Here is a 20,072-nt window from a genome sequence, read left to right on the forward strand (position 1 = left end):
ATGTCACTGGGCTGATCAGGTTGCGTTAGGCGATCCGGCTTCCGGGAAGGAGGTGCGTCGTGATGCGGAACAACGAGTGGTGATCCTTGTCCTCGGCGCCTCGCCCCAGCCTTCTCCCAGTTGACCAGCAGGTTACGCGCGTTGGTAGCCACGGCCAGCACCGGCTGCGAAGGCGACGCCGCAAACACCCGCAGCCGCGACCACCAGAGCCGGCTGCCAGCGGTCCGCCGCCGCCCCGGCGACCAGGACCCCTATCCCCTGAGAGACGATCAGCGCAGTGCGGGCCAGGCCGATTGCCTGACCCCGCTGCGCGTCAGGGATGTCCTGAACGAAGGTTGCCTGGGCTGTCACCAGGTAGGACGCGGACAGCCCTGAAAGCGCCCAGAGCGCCACAGTCGTCCACAGGCCGGGCTCGAAGGCGCAGAAGATCAGGGGGGCGCACGACGCGATCGCGAGCCGTCCCATCAAGGCCAGCCGCCGGGTGGGCGCCACCCGGGAGAACAGCAGGATCCCCACCACCTGCCCGGCCGGGTTCGCCGCGAAGAGCACGCCGACCGCCAATGGCCCCCCACCGACTGCCGCGGCGTACGGAGCAGCGAGCCCTTCGACCGTGATGTAGAAGCCCGGCACACAGACCAGCGCCGTCAGGTACCGCAGCTTCCGGTCGTTCCAGACGAGCCGCGCCCCAGCCGACAGGGAACCCCACCAGCTGGGCTTGGCCATCGGATCGGCCCCAATGGGGACCGGCCGTTCCCGTACGCCGAGTTGCAGCAGGACCGCCGAGATCGCGAAGGACGCCGCGTTGAGGACCAGGGCCTGGCTCGTCCCGAGCGCGGCGACCAGACTGCCGCCGGTGACGAAGCCGACGAGTTGGGCGGTCTGGTTGGTGACAGCGGACAGTCCGGTGGCTGCCTTGAACTTGTCGCCGGTCATGACCGTTGCCAACATCGCTGATCTGGCTGCCTGGAAGGGGGCCGAGAGTAGTTGCACCACAACCAGCAGCACGCACAGGATCCACAGGGGCGCGCCAGGGATCGCCATCAGAGCGACCAGTACTGCGCGGGCGGCGTCGCAGCTGACCATCACGCGCCGACGGGGGTAGCGGTCGGCCAGGCCGGACAGCAGTGGGCCGCCGGCGATGTCGGGCAGGAAGGTGAGTGCGTACGTCAGCGCGGACAGCCCGGCCGACCCGGTTCGGTCGAACACCAGGATGGCCAGCGCCACGCGTGCCAACTGGTCGCCGATCACCGATCCGAGCAGAGCCGTCCACAGCCACCGGAACTCGGCTACGGCGAAGACTTCGCGGTAGGTGGCGGGCCGGTCGGCAGGGTCGGTCGGGGCGGGGTCAGGGGGGCGGACCATTCGCTCAAGTTACCCAGATCCCCTTACCGCGTGCCTACCGATCCGGTGAGCCGTTACTGGTTCGACGCCCGATCCGGTCAAGTACCACCGCCGACTGCCCTGAAGCGAGCGATTGACCCCGAGTTCGATCCGCCGGGAACCGGGCAGGGCGTAGTACGGGAGTGTCGGTGGGCGTCTGTAGGCTCGCCGGGTGAGTGATGGTCTGTTCGATCTGCCTGGAAGTCCCGCGCCCGCCAGGGGTGGCGGGAGTCTGGCGGATGCCGACCACACCTCGGCGCCGTTGGCGGTCCGGATGCGGCCGCGGAGTCTGGACGAGCTGGTCGGCCAGCAGCACCTGCTCGCGCCCGGATCGCCGCTGAGGCGGCTCGTCGAGGGCGACCAGCCGATGTCTTTGCTGCTGTGGGGGCCTCCTGGCACCGGGAAGACCACGATCGCGGCGGTCGTGTCGCACGCGACCAACCGGAAGTTCGTGGAGCTGTCGGCCGTCACGGCCGGGGTGAAGGAAGTCCGGCAGGTGATCGACGGCGCGCGCCGGGATCTGTCCCGCCCGGGCAACACCGTCGAGACCGTGCTGTTCATCGACGAGGTGCACCGCTTCACCAAGGCCCAGCAGGACGCGTTGCTGCCCGGCGTGGAGAACCGCTGGGTCACGCTCGTCGCCGCCACCACCGAGAACCCGTTCTTCTCCGTCATCTCGCCACTGCTGTCCCGGTCGCTGCTGCTGACGTTGGAGTCCCTGACCGACGACGACATCGCAGTACTGCTTGATCGGGCGCTCGCCGACGAACGCGGGCTGAACGGCGAGTACGAGCTGGCGGACGACGCACGCGACCACCTGCTGCGGATGGCCGGCGGCGACGCCCGGCGCGCCCTGACCTACCTGGAAGCAGCAGCAGGCGGCGCCAAGGCAAGAGCCACCGCAGACAAAGCGGCCGACGGCGGTACGGCGTTGATCGACCTCAAGACGCTCGAGACGGCCGTTGATCGGGCGGCGGTCCGGTACGACCGGGCCGGTGACCAGCACTACGACGTGGCGTCGGCGTTGATCAAGTCGATCCGCGGCTCCGACGTGGATGCCGCGATGCACTACCTGGCAAGGATGGTCGAGGCCGGCGAGGACCCGCGCTTCATCGCCCGCCGGCTGGTGATCTCGGCCAGCGAGGACATCGGCATGGGCGACCCGACCGCACTCGGTGTCGCGGTCGCCGCGGCCGACGCGGTCCAGCTGATCGGCATGCCGGAAGCCCGGATCAACCTCGCCCAGGCCGTCGTCGCGCTCGCCCTCGCACCGAAGTCGAATGCCGTCATCATGGCGATCGACGCCGCCATCGCCGACGTGCGGGCCGGCAAGGTCGGCCCGGTCCCGCCGCATCTGCGCGACGCCCACTACGCCGGCGCGAAGAAGATCGGCCACGGCAAGACCTACCAGTACTCCCACAACGACCCACGCGGCGTGGTCCCGCAGCAGTACGCACCAGACGTCGTCGACGACGCCGAGTACTACAAGCCCACCCGCCGCGGTGGCGAGGCGACCTACGCCGACCGCCTGGCCGGAATCCGCAAAATCCTCAAGGACCGCTGATGGACCGGGTCGCCGCCCACGTCGAGGCCTTCAACGCGGCCGTCACCACCGGCGACTGGACCACCTTCGCCGCCCGTTTCGCGCGGGATGCCCGGATGACCTTCCCCGGCCTGCCGATCGGCCCGTACGACGGTCGCGCCGCCATCGCGCAGGCCTACCGCGACAACCCGCCGACCGAGACGATGACGGTCATCGGCAGCGGCGACGACCAGACGATCCGGTTCCGCTGGGCCTCCGGTTCCACCGGCGCGATGCAGCTCCGCTGGACCCCCGACGGCCAGGTGGCAGGCCTCGCCATCACGTTCGACTGACCGGCCGTTTGCGCAAGGGGCTGGACCGAGTTGGTGAGGGACTGTGATGTGGGGGATGGTGTCCAGTGGGGGAGTCGATGCGGGCGCGCGATAAAGTCGGGCGGTCCACGAGGTGTCAACGGAAGGTGGATCGTTTCCCATGAGCGTCGGTGAAGTCGCGGGGCTGATAGCTGCCTGTGCGCTGCTCATCCTGGTTGGCCTGCTGGCCTACCCGATCCTGAAGCTCGGCAAGGTGCTCGACGAGACCCGGATCATGGTCAAGGGCGTCGCCGACTCCAGCGTGCCGCTGCTCGGCGAGGTGACGAACACCGTGGCGACCACCAACGCGCAGTTGGCGAAGGTCGATGTGATCACCGACAACGCGAGCACCGTGACAACCAACGCGGGCCGCGTTGACGTCTTTGTTTGCGGCGACCGCGGGCGGCCCCCTGGTGAAGGCAGCTGCTTTCACCTACGGCGTACGGCGGGCGCTCGGTGAGAGTCAGCGCCGCGACGTGTCCCGCCGGGTGAAGGACGAGATGAAGGCCGAGCGCAAAGCGAAGAAGCGCGGTGACGTGCGATGAAGCGGATCCTGTGGTTCGTCATCGGCACCGTCGTCGGCGTCTACGTGGTGACCCGGCTGAAGAAGCGGGTCCAGGTGCTCGCGCCGGACAGCCTGCAGCAGTCGGCGGAGAAGGTTGCCACCGCGATCCGGCACTTCGGTGACGAGGTCCGGGTCGGGATGGCCGAGCGGGAGACCGAGTTGCGGGACGCACTCGGGATCGAAAATGCAGACACTACGCGTGAGGACTACCGGTAACACCCATGGAAACCAGTGAGATTCGCCGGCGGTTCCTGAACTTCTTCTCGGAGCGCGGCCACACGGTGGTGCCGAGCGCACCCCTGCCGTCGCCGGACCCGAACCTGCTGTTCAACGTCGCGGGGATGGCACAGTTCGTGCCGTACTTCGTCGGCCAGCAGACCCCGCCGTACCCGCGCGCCACCAGCGTGCAGAAGTGCGTCCGGACCCTCGACATCGAGGAGGTCGGCAAGACCACCCGGCACGGCACGTTCTTCCAGATGAACGGCAACTTCTCGTTCGGCGACTACTTCAAGGAACAGGCCGTCCAATACGCGTGGGAGCTGGTCACCAAGCCGCAGAGCGAGGGTGGCTACGGCTTCGACGAGTCGGTCCTGTACGCCTCGGTGTACTACGAGGACGACGAGGCGATCGACATCTGGAAGCGGGTCGCAGGGCTGCCCGACGACCGGATCGTCCGGCTCGGGATGAAGGACAACTTCTGGTCGATGGGCATCCCGGGTCCGTGCGGCCCGTGCTCGGAGATCCTGATCGACCGGGGCCCGGAGTTCGGCGCCGACCGCGACTGGGAGGCGGGCGACCGCTACCTGGAGTTCTGGAACCTCGTGTTCATGCAGAACATCCGCGGTGAGGGCGGCGGCAAGGAGGGTTACCCGATCCTCGGCGAGCTGCCGAAGAAGAACATCGACACCGGTCTCGGCCTGGAGCGCGTCGCGTACCTGCTGCAGGGCGTCGACAACATGTACGAGATCGACGAGATCTACCCCGTGATCGAGCGGGCGTCGGAGCTCAGTGGCCGCAAGTACGGCGTCGAGAACGTCGACGACGTCCGGTTCCGGGTCATCGCGGACCACGTCCGCAGCGCGCTGATGCTGATCGGCGACGGAGTCACCCCGGGCAACGAACAGGGCGGTTACGTACTGCGTCGCCTGCTGCGCCGCGCGATCCGCTCGATGCGCCTGCTCGGGTACGAGGACCCCAGCCTGGTCGAGCTGCTCCCGGTCAGCCTGGAGCAGATGAAGAAGTCGTACCCCGAGCTGGTCGCCGACTTCGGCCGGATCAGCCAGGTCGCGTACGGCGAGGAGGAGGCCTTCCGGCGGACACTCACCGCGGGCACGAGCATCTTCGACCTGCACGTGAAGACGCTGAAGTCCGCGGGCACCGCCCAGCTGGCCGGCGACCAGGCGTTCCAGCTGCACGACACCTACGGGTTCCCGATCGACCTGACCATCGAGATGGCCGCCGAGCAGGGTCTGCAGGTGGACACCGACGGCTTCCGGTCGCTGATGAAGGAACAGCGCGACCGGGCCAAGGCAGACGCACGGGCTAAGAAGGCCGGCCACGCTGACACCTCCGGCTATCGCGAGCTGCGGGAGAAGGGCGTCACCGAGTTCACCGGCTACCAGGAGCTGGCGACCGACTCCCAGGTCCGCGGACTGCTCAAGGAGGGCGTGGTCTCGACCTCTGCCGAGCCGGGCGAGACCGTCGAGGTCGTGCTGGAGAAGACCCCGTTCTACGCGGAGTCCGGTGGCCAGATCGCCGACGAGGGCCTGATCGTGGCCGACGGCGTGAAGCTGCGGGTGCTCGATGTCCAGCGTCCGGTCAAGGGCCTGATCGTGCATAAGGTCGAGGTGGTCGAAGGACTGCTGCGGCCCGGGCTCGACGTGCACGCGCAGGTCGACCACGAGTGGCGGGTCTCGGCCTGTCAGGCGCACTCCGGCACGCACGTCATCCACGCCGCGCTGCGGCAGGTGCTCGGCCCGAACGCGCTGCAGAGCGGTTCGTACAACAAGCCCGGCTACCTGCGGCTCGACTTCGCCTGGTCGTCGGCGCTGGACCAGGCGACGCGCAGCGAGATCGAGGAGGTCGCGAACCTCGCCGTACGGCAGGACCTCGCTGTCTCCGCGCAGTACATGACCCTGCCGGAGGCTCGGGAGTGGGGCGCGCTGGCGCTGTTCGGCGAGACGTACGACGAAGAGGTCCGGGTCGTCGAGATCGGTGGACCCTGGTCGCGTGAGCTGTGTGGTGGCACGCACGTCAAGCACTCGTCGCAGGTCGGCGCGCTGACGGTGACGAGCGAGTCGTCGGTCGGAGCGGGTGTCCGCCGGCTCGAGGCCTTCGTCGGCATGGAGGCGCTGCACTACCTCGGCAAGGAGCGCTCGCTGGTCCGGCTGCTGTCGGAGAACCTGAAGACCCGGCCGGAGGAGCTGCCCGCGAAGGTGGCGGACCTGGCCGAGCGGCTGCGGGTCGCCGAGAAGGAGCTGGAGAAGGTCCGCGCCGGTCAGGTGCTGGCCGCCGGGGCCGAGCTGGCGTCGAAGCCGAAGGACGTCTTCGGGGTCGCGTACGTCGGCCACCGGGCACCCGACGGCGTGAACGGCGGGGACCTGCGCAAGCTGGCCCTCGACGTCCGCGGCCGGATGCCGGCCGACAAGCCGGCCGTGATCGCGCTGCTGAGCGTGAACGACGGAAAGCCGGCCGTGGTGGTCGCGCTGAACGACATCGCGCGCGAGTGGCGGCTGAAGGCAGGCGACCTGGTCCGGGTCGCGGCCGAGCAGCTCGGCGGTCGTGGCGGCGGCAAGGACGACGTCGCGCAGGGCGGTGGCACGGACGCCGGCGGTGCCGACCAGGCACTGGCCGCTGTCGAACATTCCATCGGCCAGCTCGTCACCGGCTGACATGCGCCGGGGGGTGCGGGTGGCGCTGGACATCGGTGATGCGCGGATCGGGGTGGCGAGCTCCGATCCGCACGGCATCCTCGCGACACCGGTCGAGACCGTACGGCGTGGTCCGGGCGACCTGGACCGGATCTCCAGTCTCGTCGCGGAGCTCGAGGCGTTCGAGATCGTCATCGGCCTGCCCCGATCGCTGTCCGGCGCCGAGGGACCGGCCGCGGTCAAGATCCGTGCGACCGCGGAACTGGTCCGGCAGAATGTGCTGACCCGTACCGCGGGGGAGACTCCAGGCGTGCGGTTGGTGGACGAGCGGTTCAGTACGGTGACCGCCGAGCAGCAGCTGCGAGAACGTGGAAAGAAGGGCTCCAAGCGACGGGCGGTGGTCGACCAGGCCGCGGCGGTCGTGATTCTGCAACACGCGCTCGACTTCGAGCGTGAGACCGGCAACCCGCCTGGGAGGCCCTTGTGAACGGACCATCGGTGGACGAAGACGAACGCGAAGGCCTGCACGACGACCTGGGTCTGCGCCCGGAGAGCCGGGTCGAGCGGCGGGCGAACCAGCGCCGGGCCCGGAACCGGCGCGGCTTCGGCTGCTTCGCGGGGCTCGTCTCGCTGCTGGTGGTCGGCGGACTGATCGGTGGACTGGCGTTCGGCTTCGGCAAGGGCCGCGACGCCCTGGAGAAGGTCTTCTCGGCCCCCGACTACTCCGGCACCGGTACGACGGCGGTGACGGTCGAGATCACCCAGGGCCAGAGTGCGCAGTCGATCGCGGACACGCTGGAGAAGAAGGGCGTGGTGAAGAGCGCCCGCGCCTTCGAGCGGGCCGCCCGCGACAACGCGAAGTCCCGCTCGATCCAGGCGGCGACGTACACGCTGAAGAAGGAGATGTCGGCGAAGGCGGCGCTGGAGCTGCTGCTGGATCCGGCCAAGTCGGTGCTGGTGACCCGGATCGGGTTCCCGAGCGGGCGGACCAAGGCCGAGATCACCGCCATCCTGCAGAAGGCGAAGGCGGCCAAACTGCCGGCCGGTGCGGCCGCGGCCGCGATGTCGAAGCCCTGGTCACTCGGGCTGCCGTCGTACGCGAAGAACAACCCGGAAGGCTTCCTGTACCCGGGCACGTACGACGTACCGAAGGGCGCCACGGCGTTCACGATCCTGAAGCTGATGACGACGCAGTTCGCGAAGACCTCGGCGGTGATCAACCTGCCGGCGACCGCGCAGCGCAAGAAGGTCGATCCGTACCAGGTGGTGATCATCGCCAGCATCATCACCGCGGAGACGAACCGCAAAGAGGACTACGGCAAGGTCGCCCGGGTGATCTACAACCGGCTGGCGGCCGGTGAGAAGCTCCAGATGGACTCCACGATCCACTACGTCGTCGGCCGCAACGGCAAGGTCTTCACCTCGGACGCCGACCGGCAGATGGACTCGCCGTACAACACCTACCTGCACGCCGGGCTGCCGCCGACGCCGATCAACTCGCCCGGCCGGGAGACCTTGCAGGCCGCGTTGAACCCGACGCCGGGGGGCTGGAAGTTCTTCACCCTGGTCAACCTGGACACCGGCGAGACGGCGTTCTCCTCCAGCGCTTCCGAACACCAGCAGAACGTGAGGAAGCTCCAGGCCTGGTGCGCGGCTCACGCCGGTCGGTGCTGATGACTGTGTCATTGCCGCGCCTCCGGCACGGCGGATCATGGGGCTGTCACCCCCGTCCTTCCCTCCTCGCTTTGCTCGTCAGTGCAGGACGGGGGGCCCCATGACTCGTTGTGCCGTGCTGGGCTCGCCGATCGCGCACTCGTTGTCGCCGGCGATGCACAGGGCCGCGTACGCCGAGCTCGGGCTCGACTGGCGCTACGAAGCTCACGAGGTCGGCGAGCAGGAGCTCCGGGAGTTCCTGAGCACGTTGGGCGACGACGTCCGCGGGTTGTCGCTGACGATGCCGTTGAAGCGGGTCGCGCTGGAGTTGGCGGACACCGTCGATCCGGTGGCGGAGCTGATCGGCGCCGCGAACACGATGCTGTTCGAAACCGACGGGTCGAGGTCCGCCCACAACACCGACGTACCAGGTTTGATCGCTGCCTTTGCGGAGCAGGGGATCACGGCCGCCGACACGGCCGTAGTACTGGGTGGTGGTGCCACCGCGGCATCCACGTTGGCGGCGTTGCGTGGGCTGCGGGTGTCCGAGGTGACTCTCGTACTACGGGATCCGTCGAAGGCGAACCGGTTGCTCGATCTCGCGGCCGAGCTAGGGTTGAAGACGTCGGTCGCGGACTTCGGCCAGGTCGAGCAGATCGGTGGGTTCGATCTGTGCGTGTCGACCCTGCCCGGCGGTGCCGTGGATCCGTGGGCGGAGCATTTCGCTGCCGTCGCACCGGTGGTCTTCGACGTCGCGTATCACCCGTGGCCGACCCAGCTGGCGATCGCCGCGCACCGGATCGGTACAGAGCTGTTGAACGGCCTTGATCTGCTTGTGCATCAGGCGACTCTCCAGGTGGAGATGATGACAGGTAGGTCGCCCGCACCCCTGGCGGCCATGAGGGCCGCCGCGCGTGAGGAGCTCGACGATCGTGAGCCAAATTGACCGCCGCACACTTCTGAAGGCCGGCGGCGCGCTGGCCGCCGTCGCCCTGACGAGTTGTTCCGACACCAAAGCGGCCACCGCCGGGCCGGACGGACTGACAGCCGCGGCGCCGGACTGGGCCGGCTTCACAAAAGGCCTGACCGGCAAGCTCTATCGCCCGGGGGAGACCGGTTACGCGGCAGCGCACCAGGTCTTCAATCCCAGGTTCGACTCGATCCAGCCGGCCGGCGTGGTCCGGATCTCGACGGTTGACGATGTGCGCGAGTCGATCCTGTTCGCCCGGAAGAACAAGCTGGTCTGCGTCCCCAAGGGCGGCGGCCATTCGTACGTCGGCGGCTCCACGGTCAGCAACGGGCTCGTCGTGGACGTCGGCTCGGCCCGCGGGATCAGCTACGCGAGCGGCGCGGTGACCATCGGCGCCGGCGCGAAGCTGTACGACGTGCACGCGTTCCTGGACAAGTACGGTCAGTCGATCCCGACCGGGACGTGTCCGACCGTCGGTATCGCCGGGTTGACCCTTGGCGGCGGGATGGGGATCCACACCCGGACGTACGGGCTGACCCACGACCGGCTCATCTCGCTGCAACTGGTCACGGCCGACGGGGTGTTCAAGACAGTCAGCGCGACGCAGGAGCCGGAGCTGTTCTGGGCGCTGCGCGGCGGTGGCGGTGGCAACCTCGGGATCGTCACCTCGTTCAAGATCGCCACCATCCCGGCGAACAAACTCGGCTTCTTCAGGCTGACCTGGACGGAGGCGCAGGCGGCGGCCGTCGTACGAGGCTGGCAGCGGTTCGCGCACGAGGCGCCGTCGACGGCCTGGGGCAATCTGCATATCGATGCCCAGAGCAACGGAACGCTGTCGATCCACATCCTCGGCGTCTCCATCACCGGTTCGGCAGCGGCGGCCGCGGCGCAGGTCGAGTCGTTCGTCGGGGCGAAGGCGACGACCCGGTCCGTGACGGTGAAGACGCACATGGAGGCCGTCCGCTATCTCGGCGGTGGCACGACCAGTCCGCGGACCGGTTTCCTGGCGGGTTCCGACGTACTGCGTGGGCCGATGGACGCCGCCACCATCAATGGAGTGCTCGGCGCGGTGAAGACCGCGGCCCGGGCGAAGGTGCCGGCCGCCGCGATCTTCGATCCGCTCGGTGGTCAGGCCGCGAAGGAGCCGGCAGCGGGTACGGCGTGGCCGTGGCGATCCGCGCTCGGCGTGATCCAGTGGTACTGCGGGACCGCGGCGCACCCCACCTCGGCACAGCTCGCGGCGGCGCAGAAGTTCGTCACGGCCGGGCATCACGCCGTCACGAAGGCCTCGGCCGGGGGCTACGTGAACTACGTCGAGGCCGGCCGCTCGGTCAATTCGTACTACGGCGCCAAGCTCGGCCGACTGCAGGCCGCCAAGAAGAAGTACGACTCGACCAACTTCTTCCGCACCTCGTACACCCTTTCGTAGTTAGCGGCCCGTGGGGGCGGTTAGCCTTCCGCCATGAAGCTGTGGCGGATGGTTGCGGGAGTGTTGGGGTTCGCTGCGGTCGCGGTAGGGGTGACTCCTGCTTGGGCGTGTGCGTGTGGCGGGTACCTGGCGGATGCGGAGTCGCGGGCCCGGGTGTTCGGGGAGAACGCGCTGGTCCGGTTCGACGGCGGGCGCGAGGAGATCGTGTTGTCGATGAACGTCCATGGTTCGTCGAAGAAGGCGGCCTGGATCATGCCGGTGCCGGCCGCCGCCGAGGTCAGTCTGGGGGAGCCGTACACCTTCGAACGGCTGGCGAGCCTGACCGCACCCAAGGTCGTGGTGCGCAAGACGTACTGGCCGTTCCGGGACCTCGGGATCATGGCCGGCGGCCGGGACGGCTCGGTGGGCGCCGCGCCAGGTGCCGGTGCCGGGGTCGACGTCCGCCAGCAGATGACGCTCGGGCCGTTCCAGGTCGTCCGCCTCGGTGGGACCAGCGCGACCGCGGTGACGAACTGGCTGAAGGTCAACGGCTACGCGGTACCGGCAACGCTCGCCACCAACCTCACGCCGTACATCACCGAGAAGTGGGAGATCGTCGCGGTCAAGCTCGCGCCGAAGGAAGTGACCGGCAGCCTGTCCGGGGTGACTCCGCCGCTGCAGCTGAGCTTCGCCTCGTCGCGGATCGTCTACCCGATGCGCCTGAGCAAGGGCGCGACCATGGAGCAGACGGTCACGGTGTACGTCGCGTCGTCCCATCGCGTGGACGCCTCGCAACTGCCGGATCCGTCCGTACAACCGAAGCTCCTGTACGCCGGGCAGTTGACCGACGAGCCGGAGCTGACCGGATCGCAGCACTACCTGACCGCCTACTCGGTCACGTACGCCAACCCGTCGCGAATCACCAACGACTTCGCCTTCACCCAGGCACCCAACGACGCCGAGTTCCAGCGAGTCACCTACCGCACCGAGAACCACCCCTGGCTCAGCACGATCGGGATCCTCCTTGGCATACCGCTCCTGATCGGCGTCGGCGCGGCCCTGATCGCCCGCCGCTCGGTCCGGAGGTCTGCCCGCCGCACTTGAAACCCACCGGTTTTCCACAGGGCAGGCGCTCGGGGGCCGCTGGAGAGTCCCCGATCGTCTAGGCTCATGGATCGTGTCGGCAGAGAACGCGTTGCTCGCCGCGGGTGCCGGCGTGGTGCTCTGCGGACCTTCGGCGTTCCTGCTCGGGCCCTGGCTGATGCGCCGGATCCCCGAGCCGGTGCTGGATGAGGGCGAGACCAAGACTCCGTACGCGGCGCTCGCGGGGCGTGGGTCGGCCGGCAGCTCGGCGTACTGGTGTGGCGGGGCAGCGGCAGTCGCGGGTGGACTGCTCGGGTGGAGTCTCGGTACCTCGGCGGCGCTGGCCGCGTGGTTGCTGCTGGCCGTCGCGGGAGCCGTTCTCGGGTACATCGACACCCGAACGAGGTTCCTGCCGTCGGCGATCATCTGGCCGACGTACGGCGTGGTCGGTGCGGCGCTGATCGTCGGGGCGGCGGTGTCGGGGGAGTGGGGATCACTGCGCCGGGCCGCGATCGCAGGGGTGATCGGCTTCGGAGTGTTCTACTTGCTCTGGTTCGTGTTCCCGCGCGGCGTCGGCTTCGGTGACGTCCGGCTGTCCGGGCTGCTCAGCATGGCGCTCGGCTGGCTCGGCTGGGGACAACTCGTCACCGGTCTGTACGGCGGGTTCTTCCTCGGCGCGGTGATCGGCATCGTGCTGACGCTGGCGAAGGTCTTCAAACGCCGGCAACTCTTCCCGTTCGGCCCCTTCATGCTGGTCGGCGCCCTCATCGGCGTCCTGATGGGCAGCCCGCTGGAGCACCTCTACCTCGGCTGACGAGATGCCCGAGGACGTCGCGTATGAGGCGCCCAACAGCAACACCACCGGCAAACTCGAACTCCAGCCGGACGGAGCAGCTCTCAGGGCTAGCCCGACTACCAGCCGGGGTAACGTCGGATCCAGGCGGTCTGTGGGCCATACTCGCTGTGCAGCCTGGCGGTCTGGGTGAACTCGAGGACGAGGTCGTCGGCCAATTCCAAGATGGTGCCGCGGCCTTCGACGGCGTACACGAGCTCCGCCGGGAGAGCGGTCTCTCCGTGCAGAGCGCCGAGGAGGTTGCCGCAGATCGCGCCGGTCGAGTCGCTGTCGCCCGAGTGCGTCACGGCCAGGGCGAGGGCATCGAGGAACTGCTCGGGTTCGGGATACGCCAGAGCGGCGTACACGCCGATAGAGAGCGCTTCCTCGGCGATCCAGCCGCCGCCGAGTTGCTCAACCGTGACAGGGCCACGCCCAAGGTCGCTTGCCGCCGTCTGGCGTGCGCGGGCGAGCGCAATACTGGTCTCTTCGTGGTCTGGATAGCGGGCCAGCAGTGCCTCGGTCGTATCGAGAGCGGCGTTGAGATCGGCGCCCTGGCAGAGCTGGTGAACGATCGCGGCCAGTGCGCCCGAGGCGAGCTTGCCGGTCGGATGGCCGTGCGTATATCCAGCCGCCTGCGCGGCCGCGTCGAACGCCCACTCGACGTCGAACCAGGTCGCAGGTAACAGACCGAACGGCGCGGCCCGCATGACACCGCCGCAGCCCTTCGAGTCGTTGACCGCCTGCTCGCCGAACTGCCGGATCCGATCCTCGCCGTTCCGGGCCTGGCTGAGGGCTGACAGACAGGTGTTGCCGGGCGCGCGGCGTACGTAGAGCCACTGCTCCGCCTGCAACCACCCGTCGCGTTCGCCACTAGGTGCCGACAGCAACTGAGTGTCGAGCCACCGGTCGTACGCGTGCTGCACGACCGCCACGGTGAACCCGATCCCGCGATCGGTCCGTACGCCGGCGCGGATCAGCCCCTCGACGGTGAACAACGTCATCTGGGTGTCGTCGGTGACGGTGCCCGGGGGCCAATTGGCGCCCCCGGCAACAAACTCCCGCAGCCCACCCGGATGCTTGGCGACGATGGTCCGCCCGTCATCGAACTCGATCGGCCCACCGAGCGCGTCACCGATCGCGCCACCGAGCAGGCACCCCCGCGCACGGCTCCGGTACGCTTCGTCACTCTCCCGTGTCATCGACGCCTCCCAGTCCTTGAGCAGTCGCACGAGAGTAGCGGGGTAGTGCTAGCGCTACCCCCAAGACGGGTCCCAAAGCCAGTTCTTCCGGCGCCGCCGGCTTCTACGGTCGTAGTACAGAACAACCGGACCGCAAGGAGCACACCATGAGCACCACTCTCCGCCGCACCGCCACGCGACTGGCGGCCGCCGGCCTCGCCGCGATCGCCCTCGGCGGCGCAGCGGCAGTCGGCGCCCAGGCAGCCCTCCCGTCCACCACCCCCTGCAGCGCCAACCCGGTCAGCAAAACCTTCGACGTCCTCCTCACCCTCCGCTCCATGGACAACGACACCCAAACCTGCCCTTCCCGCTAACTTCCCGCCGTACTACGTCCCCCGCGCCTGCTTCTGCATCGCCCGCTCCTCGAGGCAATCGCCTTGGAGCGTGGGCGGCCGTCGCACTTCATCGCGGCTATAAATCAAGACTGCGCAAGCTCCGGCTCAGCCGCACCCGTGAAGAAGTTGATAAGCCCGTAAGGCGCGCTCTCGCCCAGGCAGAGGTCCAAGATTTCGTGGGCGTCCGCATAGAACTCCTCGCTTCGCGCGAACATCTCCACCTCGTACGCCGTGACAGCCGCCTCAACATCCCCAGGATTCGCCACGATCGCCCGAGCAAGTTCCGAGCCGTCGAACATCGCCAAGTTCGCGCCGTCACCGGAAGGCGGCATCAAATGAGCGGCGTCGCCGATCAGCGTCACCCCAGGGACGCGATCCCAGCGGTGTCCGTCCGGAAGCGTGTGGATCAGCCGCGCCACCGGCGCCGTCTCGCCATCGGTGATCAGCGCCAACAGTTCCGGCGCCCACCGATCGAACTCGGCCGCGACCCGCGCGCTCGCCGCAGCACCATCCGTGAAGTCGATGGACGAGATCCACTCCAGAGAGCGGTTGAGTTGGGCGTACGTGTGCAGGATGTTCCCCGCCTCGCGGTGCGCCGTGATCCCCTTGCCCGGAGTCAGTGCGTACATCGCGCCGGCGCCGACCGCCTTCGCCGTCGCGGCGTGCCGCTCATCGACGTCGTACAGGTAGGTCTCGACAAACGCAATGCCGCTGTACTCCGGCTTGGCATCGGACAGCAGCGGCCTGATTCTCGACCAAGCGCCGTCAGCACCGACGAGCAGGCTGCTGGTCGCGATCGACCCGTCGGCGAAGGTCAGCTCGTGCCGGCCGTCGCCAAGCGGTTTGACCTCGGTGAGCTTGTGTCCCCACTGGATCGTCTGGTCGGGCACGGACTCGATCAGGATCTGCCGCAGAGCTCCGCGGAGCACCTCAGGACGCCCCGCCGAACCCTCCTCGGGATCGTCGAACAGCACCGCGCCGTCCGCGCCGAGCACCAGCAAGGCCTCGGCGCCCTCGTGGATGATCGCGCGGAACTCGTCGGTGAGGCCGGCCGCCGCGAGCGCGGCCTGTCCGTCGTCCTCGTGGATGTCGAGCTGACCGCCCTGCGTGCGGGCGCCGGCCGAAGGATCCGCCTCGTAGACGGTGGCAGGAATGCCGTGGACGTGCAGAACGCGGGCGAGGGTGAGGCCCCCGAGACCCGCGCCGACGATCGTGACCGTTGTCCTCATAGTCCTGCTCCTTCCGAAGAAAACCGATTGGAATGTCGTTCCACGGCCTAGAATGGAATGACATTCCAGCCATGTCAACCCGACGCCGATGAGACTGCTCGAAAGGTCGCGACGACCCCGTGAAAGAATCGCCGCATGCTGCGCTGGCTCACCGCCGGCGAGTCGCACGGACAAGCGCTCGTCGCCGTACTCGAAGGTCTTCCCGCCGGGGTTCAGGTCACCACTGATGATGTGGCCGATGCCCTGGCTCGTCGTCGTCTCGGCTACGGCCGTGGTGCCCGGATGAAGTTCGAGCGGGACGAGGTGACGTTCGTCGGCGGGTTCCGGCACGGGCTGTCGCTCGGCAGCCCGGTCGCCATCCAGGTCGGCAACACCGAGTGGCCGAAGTGGGAGCAGGTGATGTCTGCCGACCCGGTCGATCCGGAGATCCTGGCCGACCTCGCCCGCAACGCCCCGCTGACCCGGCCGCGACCCGGTCATGCCGATCTCGCCGGGATGCAGAAGTACGGCTTCGACGAGGCCCGTCCGGTGCTCGAACGCGCCAGCGCCCGCGAGACCGCGGCCCGCGTCGCGCTCGGCGAGGTGGCCGCGCGGTTCCTCAAGCAGGCGTACGGCGTGACGATCGTCAGCCATGTCGTCGAGCTCGGCACCGTCAAGGCGCCGTACGGCGTGATCCCGTCGGCGGCCGACGTTGCCCGTCTGGACGAGGACCCGGTGCGCTGCCTCGACGCGGACGCGAGCAAGGCGATGGTCGCCGAGATCGACGCCGCGCAGAAGGCCGGCGACACCCTCGGTGGTGTCGTCGAGGTGATCGTCGACGGTCTCCCGCCGGGCCTCGGCAGCTACGTGCACTGGGATCGCCGCCTCGACTCCAAGCTGGCCGGCGCCCTGATGGGCATCCAGGCGATCAAGGGCGTCGAACTCGGCGACGGCTTCGAACTCGCCCGTACGCCGGGATCGCTCGCGCACGACGAGATCGTCGCGGCCGACGGTGAAGTACGCCGTACGAGCGGTCGCTCGGGCGGTACCGAGGGCGGCATGAGCACGGGGGAGACCCTGCGCGTCCGGGCCGCGATGAAGCCGATCGCGACGGTGCCGCGAGCGCTGCGCACGATCGACACCGTCACCGGTGAGGCCGCGGCGGCGCATCACCAGCGCTCGGACGTCTGTGCCGTACCGGCCGCGGGCATCGTCGCCGAGGCGATGGTGGCGCTCGTCCTCGCGGATGTCTCGATCGAGAAATTCGGCGGCGACTCGGTGGCCGAGTCCTCCCGTAACCACAAGTCGTACCTCGCGAACCTGCCGACCGCGATCAATCCGCGCGAGTGGGGCAACGAGTGAGCAACGCTGGGCCGGTTGTCGTACTGGTGGGGCCGCCGGGATCGGGTAAGTCGACGATCGCGGAGCTGCTCGCGGCGAAGCTCGGCAAGACGCATCGCGACACCGACACCGACGTGGAAACCGAAGCAGGTAAGCCGATCTCGGACATCTTCGTCGATTCCGGCGAAGCCGTCTTCCGTGCGCAGGAGCGGGCCGCGATCATCGCCGCGTTGAAGGACGACGACGCAGTACTGTCGCTCGGTGGCGGCGCGATTCTCGACCCCGACACCCGCGCGGACCTTGCCGGTCACAACGTTGTCTTCCTCAACGTCTCGGTCGGCGAGGCTGCCAAGCGCGTCGGCCTCGGCGTCGCCCGCCCGCTGCTGCTCGGCAACGTCCGCACCCAACTGCGCAACCTCCTCGAAGCCAGGCGCCCGTACTACGACGAGGTCGCCAAACTCACCGTGGACACCGACAACCGGACCCCGGCGGAGATCGCCGCCGAGATCCTGGAGCACCTCGGATGACAGACCAGCCGAACGGCGTTGATCACCCGAGCCGCGAGGACCAGCAGAGCCGTGAGGAGCCGCGCCGGATCCAGGTCGCGGCAGCAGCGCCGTACGACGTTGTCATCGGCAACAATCTCCTCGGTGAACTCCCCGGCCTGCTGGGAGACGACGTACGCCGAGTTGCCGTGATCCATCCTCGTGCGCTCCGGACCAGCGGCGACGCGATCCGTGACGACCTGACCGCGGCCGGGTTCACCGCCCACGCGATCGAGATCCCGGACGCCGAAGAAGCCAAGTCCGCGGAGGTCCTCGCGTACTGCTGGTCGGTACTCGGCCAAGCAGGCTTCACCCGGTCCGACGCGATCGTCTCGATCGGTGGCGGAACGACGACTGACCTCGCCGGTTTTGTCGCGGCCACCTGGCTGCGCGGCGTACGGGTCGTGCACATTCCGACCACCCTGCTCGGCATGGTCGATGCCGCGGTCGGCGGCAAGACCGGGATCAACACCGCCGAAGGCAAGAACCTCGTCGGTGCGATCTGGGAGCCGGCCGGCGTGCTCTGCGATCTGGCAGCGCTGGAATCCCTGCCACGCAACGATTACGTGAGCGGGCTGGCCGAAGTGGTGAAGTGCGGGTTCATCGCGGACCCGACCATCCTCGACCTGGTCGAGAAGGATCCGGCCGGCGCCTCGGCACCGGCGTACGAGCACACCGAGGAACTGATCGCCCGGGCCATCCAGGTGAAGGCGGACACGGTCGGCGGGGATCTGCGCGAGCGGACCACCACGGTCGGTGGCGCGATCGGCCGCGAGGCGCTGAATTACGGGCACACCCTGGGTCACGCGATCGAGCGCCTGGAGCGGTACAAGTGGCGGCACGGTGCCGCGATCAGCATCGGGATGGTGTTCGTCGCCGAACTCGCCCGGGCCGCGGGCAAGCTCGACGACGCCACGGCCGACCGGCACCGCGCAGTACTGGAATCCCTCGGCCTGCCGACTTCCTACCGAGCCGATGCCTGGTCGCATCTGCAGGACGCGATGAAGCTGGACAAGAAGACCCGGGCCGACCGCCTGCGCTTCGTAGTACTGGACGGCCTGGCCAAGCCCACCATCCTCGAAGCCCCCGACCCGAGCCTCCTCGTCGCCGCCTACGCTGAGATCAGCTAGGGCCGGCCTCCACCGCAGGCAGCCTCAGCGTGGTTTGGTGCCGTCGCTCTCCAGCATGATGGTCTTGCCAGCGCCTCCGTCGATCCGGGCGACATACCACTCGGTCAGCGAGGCGCCGACCGGCTTGCCGTCCTTGTCCAGGAACCGGGTCTCGAACCGGAACTTTTCGCCCGGTACGAGCTTCGCCTCGGCCCGGGCCTGAACGTAACCGAGGCCGTCGATCACCTCGCTCGTGAACCACGGGGTCGGCTTGCCCTTCACGACGATCCGGCGCTGGACCGTGACGGCTTCCGCCGGGGCAACGACCCAGCGGCTCGTGGACACCTTCGTCGGCTTGTGCCCGCTCAGGTCAATGACCAGCGCGAAACCACCGCCGCTACCGCCGAGGCCGTCCGGGTATTTGGTGCTGAAAGTCCCGAAGTCGAAGTCGCGCTTCACCCGGCCGTGCGCGTCTTGCGTCGGCATCCGGCCAACGCAGGCGTAGATGCGGTCGCCTGACTTGACCGCGACGGTCCAGCGCGTGCTGCCGACGGGAGGTCCGTCGGCCTGTCCCGCGATCCGGGTCGGATGCAGAATCCTGTCGACCTTCGCGCCGGCTCCGGGCCAGTTGAGCGGCGCCGTTTGGGAGGTCTGCCCGGAAATGTCCCTGGAACCGATCCACTTGGCGCACTCGGTCCCGAACGCCTTCGCCTGAGCGTCGGTCAGCCTGCCCCGGTCGATCGAGATGGTCTTCTCGGTCGGCTCGTTCGTCAGCGCCGTGTCCGTGCCGGCCGATCGACCGGCCGCGCCTGAGCCGTGATCGGATTTCACCATCGACGGCAAGGTGAGCGCGCCGACGGCGACCACGGCGATCGAGGCAGCGGCGGCGACCGGTAGCAACCAGGTCTTCCGTGCGGGCTTCTCGTCGGTGCAGGCGAGGACTTGTTCAAGGATGTGCTGCTTGTCCGGGAGCGGGCGCTCCGCGGGAATCTGCTTGGTCATTCGAGGCCCTCCGTGGTGCCGAGATCGAGGAGGCCGCCCAAGCGCGTCCGCGCCCTGGCCAGCCGGGATTTGACGGTGCCTTCCGGTACGCCGAGGGCCTTGGCCGCTTCGGCGATCGAGCATTCCGACCAGCAGACGAGTTCGACGACCTCACGCTGTTTGGCCGGGATCCGTTCGAGCAGCCGTCGGATCCCGCTCATCGCTCGTTCGTCGTCGACCCGGGCGACGGCCGCATTCGAATGGTCGGGAACGGTGCCGGTGTGGTCGATCAGCTCGATCCGGTCGGCCAATGCGGCCTGCCGCCGGGAGGATCGCAGTACGTTGCCGCACTCATGGCCGGCCATCACCAGCAGCAGCGGCCGGGCGGTATCGAGCGTCAACTGGTCGATCCGGCCGGCCCGGGCCCGTCGCCAGAGCGCGACGAACGTCGCCTGGACGACATCCTCGGCGCTCACCCACGACGACGTACGCCGGAAAGCGAAGTTGTAGACCGCGTCATTGTGGCGATGGAACAGGTCAGCCAGCGCCTGTTCGTCGGCGGTGCGGAGTCGTTCCCAAAGGTCCCGGTCGTCGATGACCGCATCCCTGGGTCTGACTTCCATCCGCCGCACTCCCATCGTTGCCGGTCTTGTACTCA

The 20,072-nt window shown here is 68.6% G+C and carries 20 protein-coding genes; 15 read left to right on the forward strand and 5 right to left on the reverse strand.

Translation table 11 applies throughout. From position 1 onward, the window contains the following. Window positions 1-132: 132 nt before the first annotated feature. Entirely contained in the window at window positions 133-1,362 is a 1,230-nt protein-coding gene (locus F1D05_RS00490; RefSeq protein WP_185445229.1) for an MFS transporter, read from the reverse strand. 190 nt (window positions 1,363-1,552) lie between these two features. Between F1D05_RS00490 and F1D05_RS00495 the strand changes: the two genes are divergently transcribed. The 11 genes from F1D05_RS00495 (at window position 1,553) to F1D05_RS00545 (ending at window position 12,636) form a co-directional block, all read left to right on the forward strand. After that, window positions 1,553-2,944, forward strand: a complete 1,392-nt coding sequence (locus F1D05_RS00495) for a replication-associated recombination protein A (RefSeq protein ID WP_185445231.1) — start codon at window positions 1,553-1,555, stop codon at window positions 2,942-2,944. Beyond that, window positions 2,944-3,255, forward strand: a complete 312-nt coding sequence (locus F1D05_RS00500) for a nuclear transport factor 2 family protein (protein WP_185445233.1) — start codon at window positions 2,944-2,946, stop codon at window positions 3,253-3,255. Before F1D05_RS00495 ends, F1D05_RS00500 begins: the two co-directional genes overlap by 1 nt. A gap of 139 nt (window positions 3,256-3,394) precedes the next feature. Beyond that, a complete protein-coding gene (locus F1D05_RS00505; RefSeq protein ID WP_246486334.1) occupies window positions 3,395-3,733 on the forward strand; it encodes a DUF948 domain-containing protein in 339 nt (112 codons plus the stop codon). A gap of 81 nt (window positions 3,734-3,814) precedes the next feature. Beyond that, entirely contained in the window at window positions 3,815-4,054 is a 240-nt protein-coding gene (locus F1D05_RS00510; protein ID WP_185445235.1) for a DUF6167 family protein, read from the forward strand. 5 nt (window positions 4,055-4,059) lie between these two features. Further along, window positions 4,060-6,729: an alanine--tRNA ligase gene (alaS, locus tag F1D05_RS00515; RefSeq protein ID WP_185445237.1), complete on the forward strand. Its 2,670-nt coding sequence runs from the start codon at window positions 4,060-4,062 to the stop codon at window positions 6,727-6,729. Between the two features lies 1 nt (window position 6,730). After that, window positions 6,731-7,195, forward strand: coding sequence for a Holliday junction resolvase RuvX (gene ruvX, locus F1D05_RS00520; RefSeq protein WP_185445239.1), 465 nt, complete (start codon window positions 6,731-6,733; stop codon window positions 7,193-7,195). Window positions 7,196-7,206: 11 nt separating this feature from the next. Then, window positions 7,207-8,382 carry an endolytic transglycosylase MltG gene (gene mltG / locus F1D05_RS00525; protein WP_246486335.1) on the forward strand — a complete coding sequence of 392 codons (1,176 nt, stop codon included), beginning with the start codon at window positions 7,207-7,209 and terminating at the stop codon, window positions 8,380-8,382. 100 nt (window positions 8,383-8,482) lie between these two features. Continuing rightward, window positions 8,483-9,307, forward strand: a complete 825-nt coding sequence (locus tag F1D05_RS00530) for a shikimate dehydrogenase (protein WP_185445242.1) — start codon at window positions 8,483-8,485, stop codon at window positions 9,305-9,307. Further along, window positions 9,294-10,760 carry an FAD-dependent oxidoreductase gene (locus F1D05_RS00535; protein WP_185445244.1) on the forward strand — a complete coding sequence of 489 codons (1,467 nt, stop codon included), beginning with the start codon at window positions 9,294-9,296 and terminating at the stop codon, window positions 10,758-10,760. Before F1D05_RS00530 ends, F1D05_RS00535 begins: the two co-directional genes overlap by 14 nt. A 33-nt stretch (window positions 10,761-10,793) precedes the next feature. Further along, window positions 10,794-11,843, forward strand: a complete 1,050-nt coding sequence (locus F1D05_RS00540; protein WP_185445246.1) for a DUF2330 domain-containing protein — start codon at window positions 10,794-10,796, stop codon at window positions 11,841-11,843. A 73-nt stretch (window positions 11,844-11,916) separates the two neighbouring features. Next, window positions 11,917-12,636 carry a prepilin peptidase gene (locus F1D05_RS00545; protein WP_246486336.1) on the forward strand — a complete coding sequence of 240 codons (720 nt, stop codon included), beginning with the start codon at window positions 11,917-11,919 and terminating at the stop codon, window positions 12,634-12,636. Between the two features lie 98 nt (window positions 12,637-12,734). Here the strand turns inward: F1D05_RS00545 and F1D05_RS00550 are convergent, their stop codons facing one another. Further along, complete coding sequence (locus F1D05_RS00550; protein WP_185445248.1) at window positions 12,735-13,856, reverse strand: ADP-ribosylglycohydrolase family protein; 1,122 nt, start codon at window positions 13,854-13,856, stop codon at window positions 12,735-12,737. Between the two features lie 146 nt (window positions 13,857-14,002). Between F1D05_RS00550 and F1D05_RS00555 the strand changes: the two genes are divergently transcribed. Beyond that, a complete protein-coding gene (locus F1D05_RS00555; protein WP_185445249.1) occupies window positions 14,003-14,209 on the forward strand; it encodes a hypothetical protein in 207 nt (68 codons plus the stop codon). 104 nt (window positions 14,210-14,313) lie between these two features. Here the strand turns inward: F1D05_RS00555 and F1D05_RS00560 are convergent, their stop codons facing one another. Next, the gene (locus F1D05_RS00560; protein WP_185445251.1) at window positions 14,314-15,459 is read right to left on the reverse strand and encodes an FAD-dependent oxidoreductase; all 1,146 of its coding nucleotides are present in this window, start codon (window positions 15,457-15,459) and stop codon (window positions 14,314-14,316) included. Window positions 15,460-15,594: 135 nt separating this feature from the next. Here F1D05_RS00560 and aroC point away from each other — a divergent pair, with 135 nt between their 5' ends. From aroC to aroB, 3 genes are read left to right on the forward strand one after another with little or no spacing between them, the layout of a single operon-like run. After that, on the forward strand, window positions 15,595-16,800 hold the full coding sequence (gene aroC, locus F1D05_RS00565; RefSeq protein ID WP_185445253.1) for a chorismate synthase: 1,206 nt from the start codon (window positions 15,595-15,597) through the stop codon (window positions 16,798-16,800). Further along, window positions 16,797-17,306, forward strand: coding sequence for a shikimate kinase (locus F1D05_RS00570; RefSeq protein ID WP_185445255.1), 510 nt, complete (start codon window positions 16,797-16,799; stop codon window positions 17,304-17,306). Before aroC ends, F1D05_RS00570 begins: the two co-directional genes overlap by 4 nt. Further along, window positions 17,303-18,454 carry a 3-dehydroquinate synthase gene (gene aroB, locus F1D05_RS00575; protein WP_246486337.1) on the forward strand — a complete coding sequence of 384 codons (1,152 nt, stop codon included), beginning with the start codon at window positions 17,303-17,305 and terminating at the stop codon, window positions 18,452-18,454. The genes F1D05_RS00570 and aroB overlap by 4 nt, the downstream gene beginning before the upstream one ends. Window positions 18,455-18,478: 24 nt before the next feature. Here aroB and F1D05_RS00580 read toward each other — a convergent pair whose 3' ends face one another. Continuing rightward, the gene (locus tag F1D05_RS00580) at window positions 18,479-19,435 is read right to left on the reverse strand and encodes a hypothetical protein (RefSeq protein WP_185445257.1); all 957 of its coding nucleotides are present in this window, start codon (window positions 19,433-19,435) and stop codon (window positions 18,479-18,481) included. Beyond that, on the reverse strand, window positions 19,432-20,037 hold the full coding sequence (locus F1D05_RS00585; protein WP_185445259.1) for an RNA polymerase sigma factor: 606 nt from the start codon (window positions 20,035-20,037) through the stop codon (window positions 19,432-19,434). The genes F1D05_RS00580 and F1D05_RS00585 overlap by 4 nt, the downstream gene beginning before the upstream one ends. Window positions 20,038-20,072 lie beyond the last annotated feature (35 nt).

Source organism: Kribbella qitaiheensis, assembly GCF_014217565.1.
Lineage (GTDB): Bacteria > Actinomycetota > Actinomycetes > Propionibacteriales > Kribbellaceae > Kribbella > Kribbella qitaiheensis_A.

Coding starts and splice junctions, on each gene's coding strand:
- F1D05_RS00510 (WP_185445235.1), top strand. CDS start 3,815: ATGAAGCGGATCCTGTGGTTCGTCATCGGCACCGTCGTCGGCGTCTAC.
- aroB (WP_246486337.1), top strand. CDS start 17,303: ATGACAGACCAGCCGAACGGCGTTGATCACCCGAGCCGCGAGGACCAG.
- F1D05_RS00505 (WP_246486334.1), top strand. CDS start 3,395: ATGAGCGTCGGTGAAGTCGCGGGGCTGATAGCTGCCTGTGCGCTGCTC.
- F1D05_RS00530 (WP_185445242.1), top strand. CDS start 8,483: ATGACTCGTTGTGCCGTGCTGGGCTCGCCGATCGCGCACTCGTTGTCG.
- F1D05_RS00555 (WP_185445249.1), top strand. CDS start 14,003: ATGAGCACCACTCTCCGCCGCACCGCCACGCGACTGGCGGCCGCCGGC.
- F1D05_RS00490 (WP_185445229.1), bottom strand. CDS start 1,362: ATGGTCCGCCCCCCTGACCCCGCCCCGACCGACCCTGCCGACCGGCCC.
- F1D05_RS00540 (WP_185445246.1), top strand. CDS start 10,794: ATGAAGCTGTGGCGGATGGTTGCGGGAGTGTTGGGGTTCGCTGCGGTC.
- F1D05_RS00585 (WP_185445259.1), bottom strand. CDS start 20,037: ATGGAAGTCAGACCCAGGGATGCGGTCATCGACGACCGGGACCTTTGG.
- F1D05_RS00580 (WP_185445257.1), bottom strand. CDS start 19,435: ATGACCAAGCAGATTCCCGCGGAGCGCCCGCTCCCGGACAAGCAGCAC.
- F1D05_RS00560 (WP_185445251.1), bottom strand. CDS start 15,459: ATGAGGACAACGGTCACGATCGTCGGCGCGGGTCTCGGGGGCCTCACC.
- F1D05_RS00500 (WP_185445233.1), top strand. CDS start 2,944: ATGGACCGGGTCGCCGCCCACGTCGAGGCCTTCAACGCGGCCGTCACC.
- aroC (WP_185445253.1), top strand. CDS start 15,595: ATGCTGCGCTGGCTCACCGCCGGCGAGTCGCACGGACAAGCGCTCGTC.
- alaS (WP_185445237.1), top strand. CDS start 4,060: ATGGAAACCAGTGAGATTCGCCGGCGGTTCCTGAACTTCTTCTCGGAG.
- F1D05_RS00550 (WP_185445248.1), bottom strand. CDS start 13,856: ATGACACGGGAGAGTGACGAAGCGTACCGGAGCCGTGCGCGGGGGTGC.
- ruvX (WP_185445239.1), top strand. CDS start 6,731: ATGCGCCGGGGGGTGCGGGTGGCGCTGGACATCGGTGATGCGCGGATC.